Annotated in this window: 6 protein-coding genes; 3 read left to right on the forward strand and 3 right to left on the reverse strand. The window is 33.7% G+C overall.

The window, feature by feature from the left end; genetic code table 11:
* The first annotated feature begins 536 nt into the window (after positions 1 to 536).
* Positions 537 to 746: a hypothetical protein gene (locus AB1414_13700; protein ID MEW6608475.1), complete on the forward strand. Its 210-nt coding sequence runs from the start codon at positions 537 to 539 to the stop codon at positions 744 to 746.
* A 911-nt stretch (positions 747 to 1,657) separates the two neighbouring features.
* Here the strand turns inward: AB1414_13700 and AB1414_13705 are convergent.
* Positions 1,658 to 1,816 carry a hypothetical protein gene (locus tag AB1414_13705; protein ID MEW6608476.1) on the reverse strand — a complete coding sequence of 53 codons (159 nt, stop codon included), beginning with the start codon at positions 1,814 to 1,816 and terminating at the stop codon, positions 1,658 to 1,660.
* Positions 1,817 to 2,674: 858 nt separating this feature from the next.
* On the opposite strand from AB1414_13705, the gene AB1414_13710 reads away from it, so the two are divergent.
* Positions 2,675 to 2,812 carry a hypothetical protein gene (locus AB1414_13710; GenBank protein MEW6608477.1) on the forward strand — a complete coding sequence of 46 codons (138 nt, stop codon included), beginning with the start codon at positions 2,675 to 2,677 and terminating at the stop codon, positions 2,810 to 2,812.
* A 102-nt stretch (positions 2,813 to 2,914) separates the two neighbouring features.
* Positions 2,915 to 3,427 carry a HyaD/HybD family hydrogenase maturation endopeptidase gene (locus AB1414_13715; protein ID MEW6608478.1) on the forward strand — a complete coding sequence of 171 codons (513 nt, stop codon included), beginning with the start codon at positions 2,915 to 2,917 and terminating at the stop codon, positions 3,425 to 3,427.
* Here AB1414_13715 and AB1414_13720 read toward each other — a convergent pair.
* Together AB1414_13720 and AB1414_13725 are read right to left on the reverse strand one after the other, a co-directional pair.
* Entirely contained in the window at positions 3,390 to 5,567 is a 2,178-nt protein-coding gene (locus AB1414_13720) for a YfhO family protein (GenBank protein MEW6608479.1), read from the reverse strand. The two genes, AB1414_13715 and AB1414_13720, sit on opposite strands and share 38 nt — an antisense overlap.
* Before the next feature lie 158 nt (positions 5,568 to 5,725).
* Positions 5,726 to 5,887 (reverse strand): hypothetical protein, encoded by a 162-nt coding sequence (locus AB1414_13725; protein ID MEW6608480.1) that lies wholly within the window; start codon positions 5,885 to 5,887, stop codon positions 5,726 to 5,728.
* Between the last annotated feature and the right edge of the window lie 225 nt (positions 5,888 to 6,112).

Genomic DNA, 6,112 nt, shown 5'->3' on the forward strand with positions numbered 1-6,112 from the left:
GATTTCCCCTTTTTAATCTGCTTAAATCTGCTAAATCCGATTACTAAAAAAATAAATCCGTGTCATCCGTGTTCCAAAAGGTGGTAAAAATACCACCTATTTTTGACTAAATTTTCCTTCCTTAATTTGTCTTTCAAAAAATATAGTTGACTTCTATAAAGTTTTTAGTTATAATTAACTCAAATTTCAATTGGTAGAAATTGGTGTCAAGTCTCATTTTCCCCTTTTTCAGATCTTTCTCAAACACGCTTTTCCAAATTTAAGAAAATCAGACCTGACACCAATTATCCACTGACTTTAGCAAAGTTCTACCCAAGGAATTAAGGAATTCCGGGGACACAATACTTGGAATTCCGGGAATTCCGGGGACACAATACTTATTTCCTTTTAATTAGTATTGTGTCCCCCGATTTTCTGATTTTCTTTGAAATTTTTGGAAGGGGTTATTCGGTATATTTACAGTAGCACCGAGATAGGAGTAGAAGAGGTAGTAGAGGCAGTGAAGAAGATTTCCGAGAAAGGGGGGTGAAGCAACAATGACTACCGCTATGAAATTGATAGAACAAGGAATGCAACAAGGAATGCAACAAGGATTACAGCAAGGGATACAGCAAGGTGAATATAGGAAAGCAGTAGAGGCTGCTAAGGCTATGTATTCAGAGGGATTTAATATTGATGTGATTGCTAAGATAACCGGACTTTCAAAGGAAGAGATAAATAAAGTGGTAAGGTTAGCGAGACAATAAAAAAACACTAAGGCACTAAAACCACAGCGGAACACTAAGAACAAGCAGGATGCTTGTATTACTTTATTTGGTCTTTAGTCTATATTAAAATTTTCAAGGAGGTGAAAAATGCCTATTTCATTGATAAAATGGAACTTCCCCCTAAAAATCATCTGAAAAGCGGATTTAAGTTTATGAGTATCAAAAGGATACGACCAAAATATATTTTAAAAGTGTGCCTACGAATATTTTTAGTATTTAAAAAAAAATACTTGACAACAAACTTTTGCACGAAAATATTTATAACTTTCTCAATAAACATATTGCTCCTATGGAGCCAATTTGATGTTGAGACGATAAATCTATAAACATCTCGCCCTTACAGGGCTGAATATATTTTATAAACTCCGTTAGGAGTGATATATTTGTAGACTATGATAATCCTTAAAGAATTCAGCTCCGTAGGAGCGAAATGTTTAACTGTGATTTTTGTGGCAGAAGAATAAACAATCTTAATCTTTAACTTCTTTAATTTTAATATCTTAAATATTATTTGTGTTTATTCGTAGATTTATACATTAAATTTCCTGCAAAAGTTTGTTGTCAATTCTTACAATATTATGAAATAATATTTTTTATGAAGGATTAGAAACTGGAGTTTCGTGAATTTTCTATGATTCCTTTTACCTTTAATCTTTGCGTTCTTTGCGGTCGATTTCTTTGCGTTCTTTGCGATTAAAAAAGGATAAATCGCAAAGGACACAAAGTAGTAACGCAAAGGACACAAAGGGAAGAAAATAGGTAAAGCATTTTTTATCAACTCAACTTCAAAGGATAAGTTGCAAAAAAATCATCAGGCTTTTGAGCCTAATTTTGCCATCTTTGAGCAAAATAAACAGATTGATAAGGATTCAGATAGCCTCAATGACTCCTTAAATTAACGAAACTCCAGTTGGACCAAAGGTAAAGTTTAGAACAGACTCAGACTCCCTTCCATTATCATTAAAATTAGGGCTTTCATACTTACTTTCGAATGCCCCGGTTACCCTTGTCTTAGATGGCACAATTCCAAATGATAACAAGTCATACATTGGAATTGGTGGTGAGTATGATTACAAAAAGGTATTAGCCATCAGGCTTGGGTATAAGGGATGACCACAGGATGAAGGTTCTGGGTTTCACCGCAGGCTTTGGCATAAAGCACCCTAAATTGAGTTTTGACTTTGCCTACCAACCTGCTTCTGACCTTAGAAATTCCTATTTTGTCTCATTGTCTTCTAAATACTAAATTGATTGGGATTAGAACACACAAATGTGCGAAAAATAAAGAATACCTGTGTCGTGTTTTTAGCATTTTTCGTTGTTTAAAACTATTCAGCCACAGATGGACGCAGAGAAAGAGAGAGGAAAATATCTTTTTTTTCGCATTTTTCGGTGTTTAAAAAAAAGTTTAAAAACAGTTAGTCGAAAGTCCGTATTAAAAGATTAATAAACAACGAAAGACCCGAAATGCACAAAAAAAGGAAATTTTCTGTTTCTGGTAAATAGATTTGTAACCGTTCAGAGATATAGCCACAGAGTCACAAAGAACACAGAGGGAATATATAACCACGAATAAACAGGAATGCACACGAATGCACAAAAAGATTTCAACCTGTGAAATAGGTCGACATGGGAAAACAAAATTGTAAGCGTTCAGGTCATTGCAAGATATCTAATAATAATGTCCAATGGGCAATGTCCAATGAAAAATGTAAAATGAAAGGATGGATGAAATGTAAGATAATTGGGGAGCAGTTCTTACTGCTAGAACACAGAATTGACTTTTAAATTTTTAATTGCTCATTTTACATTTTACAATTATTTTTTTTAGTAGCTGAACGCTTACTCCTTTATTCTCTTATCCCCCTTCTTATACTAACCACGATCAACATATTCCTATTTCACAGGTGGAAAGATTTGTAGTGCGAGGCTTTAGCCTCGCTTCTGGCAAACAGGAAGGCAAACCTAAAGGTTCGCACTACATTTATGGGATGTCAGAGGTTAATTCGTGTCCATTTGTGGCTAATTCCCTTAATTCTCTGTGAACTCTGTGCCTCTGTGGCTGAACGGTTACGAATTTAGTTTAATAGAATTTTCTCTTGACAATTTTGGCTTCAATGTGTTAAAATAAAATAGAGGGTAAAAGAATGGAAGAGCAAAATATAGATTTTGAATATACCCAATCAATACCTTGTGGTCCTAAACCGAAAATAATGATTATTGGATTAGGCAATATCCTGCTTCAAGATGAGGGCATTGGCGTCCATATAATTAAGGCACTTCAAAAAATGGATATACCGGATAATATAGACCTGGTAGATGGTGGAACCGGTGAACTCGACCTGATGAATTATATGAATAAAGGTATAGATAAGGTGATTCTAATCGATGCCGTCAAAGGTGGAAGTAAAGCAGGAACTACATTTCGATTAAGTGTAAATGAAATTATGGCGACCACAAAACATATCTCCTCCCTGCATCAAAAAGAATTAATTGAGGCAATCAAGATGCTCGAATTATTTACCAGAAAACCCCGCGAGATTGTTATTCTCGGGATTGTGCCAAAAGAAACAGAATGGAGTCTTACACTTAGTCCAGAATTACAAAATAAAATCCCAGAAATTACCCGCATCGTCTTTGATGAAATTGAAAAGAAGTAACAGCATACACAACTAATAATAAAATACTAACCAAAGTTATTCCCAAACCTATCTTAAAATTTAATGGGAAATAGACAAATCTCACCTCATGTGTTCCTTCTGGCACAAACACTGCCTTAAAAATATAATTAGCACGATATATCTTTGTTGCCTGACCATTTATAAACGCCTTCCAGCCTGGATAATAGGTTTCACTTATGAATAAAAAGCAATCACAAGGCGAAGATACTTTAATAATAACCTTATTGGGTTGATAATCTATAATTTTTGGATTTTTGATTTTGAATTTTTGGTTTTTAAATTCAATATTTTCTTCCAGGATTATCTCTTTTGCCGGGTCAAAGTCTTTTCTCAACATCCGGCGTAAAATATCGTCCCTATTCTTAATAATTACTACCTGAGACACCAGAAATATCCTTTCAAGACAGGTTGGATTTTCATAGAGCTTTATTTTGCCATCCTTTATTAATCTTAATTTTTCACCGATTAATTTATCTTTACTAATTATATATTTGATATTCAATAAATTAAGTAACTTATGTATTTGTCCATGTTCACCTGTTGAGATAATTCTCATCAAATTATTGTAATCTTTTAAAACTATACACTCATAGCCATTAGCATCAAATACCTTTTTATGAAATAAACACAGATTAGGGATAATAGCCTCATGTGCCAGGGGTAAAATCTCAGGGTCAATTGGTCCCGAGTGATAATTAAAGAAACCTGAAGTCTTTGGTGATAATAATATCCGATAATAACCTTTGATTAACTTTGATACTGTTGGTTTTTGTTGGTAGAAACTCTCTTTCACCATAGGATTCAAATCATCACCAGCAATTAATAAATCGTTTAAAATAAGCAAAACGATGGTTATGGAGAGGAAATTTAAGGTGATAGATTGTCTTTTTGCCAACAAGACTAATAAACTCATCAGGGCTAATAAAATAGTCTGCACAAAAATATTAACTAATGGAAATCTTATCTGAATTAATATCAAGCCAATAAATAAAAGTATTGAAACAACTAAAAATGATTTTATCTTTTTAGACTTAATTAAGTGTTCGTATCCAAATCCAGCTAATAAAGCCCCGGCAAATGTGGCGATGGCAAAAAATTTTACCGGAATCTGCATCAAATTAAACCCCGGAATAAATCTATATAACCATTTATAGAGAGGGAAATACTCTCCTGATGAAAGCAGGATAAAACTAATGAAGATAAAACCCCAAAATAGCCGACCTGAACATATCCCGATAAATATAAGAGAAAGTGGTATTATTCCGAGATAAATTGAGTCAATCAGTCCTTGAATATAGTTAAATATGCCAGCTGAGGTCATCGCGTAGGAAAACATAGGTATAAGTAAATCAACAAGCTCATACGGGGCTAACGACCAACGGCTTGCCTCTTCAAAACTCATTCCTGAGGCCCTATTTGATTGGGAAACTAATTCTAAAAATGGTAATAGTTGGAATGAACTCAAACCCAAAGCAATGAATCCAACAAGGATAATTCGAGGTATCCCTCTATTTTTGAGCAAGGTAAGTGAATACAACAGCAAGATTAACAGAGTGGCAAAGAGAGTAGTTGGTTCTCCAGATAAGAATTGTAGAGTTATTCCTATGCCAGACCAAATTACATATCGTCCCCCTTTGACAAAAAATAACAAGATAAAAGGAATCCAGGTAATTGCCCCAAGGACATTCAATATGTCATACACCGAGATAAAATATCCACTAAAGATATAAACAATCCCGGCTATTAATGAAGATTCCTTACTTTGTCCCCAGTCTTGCATTAAAAAATAGGTAAATAATCCGGCTAAAAATATATGAAGGACAATAAATAATTTTATGCCGAGGTTAATTGGCAGAAAATAGATAATAAATGAAAAAGGATACAAAAGCTGGGATTGGAGAGGGGCTAAAAACGGTATGCCACAAAAAATATAAGGATTCCAGAGGGGGATGATACCTTCTTTTAGACAATGTGAAGTAAAGTATCGGGTTGGATAAAAATATCTAAAGAAGTCTTTAAAATAAAAGATAAAATCACTTAAAAGTAAGGTAGAAAGGAATATAAATATGGATACGGCTAAAAATAAGATAATTAATAAATCTTGTTTGTCATACTTCATAATGATATTAAGGTTATCATAAAGATAAAAGAGATGTCAAGGGAAAAATTGAGACGGTTCAACCTCCTCAATTCTCGTAACTGTTCAGCCACGGATGCACACAGATGAAACACGGAAAATCCAGCTAATCGTATTCGGGATTCGTGTCTGTAATTTGCCTATAACTCGATGTTCAAGTTTTTGTAACCGTTCAGGCTATATATCAAAAGTGTAAGAAAGGGGATAAGGAGATAAGAGTGATATGGAGATAAGATAATAGAAATAGATTGAAATTTATAGAAATAGGTAGAAATTGATTGTGGAAAACAACAAATTTCCATAAATTTCTATTAGTTTCTATTAATTTCAATTTTTTTAATAATATCTCCCTATCTCCTTAATCTCCACATCTCCTTTTGTTACACCACCTGAACGCTTACAAGTTTTTTAAAGGTATAAAGATTTAACCGCAAAGAGCGCAAAGGAAGGTTTCGCAAAGGACGCAAAGAAAGAAAAAGAGGTCTATAAACGAAAACGAACTTTCAAATATTGTTAATTGCTTATAA

The organism is bacterium, from assembly GCA_040755795.1.
Lineage (GTDB): Bacteria > UBA9089 > CG2-30-40-21 > CG2-30-40-21 > SBAY01 > JBFLXS01.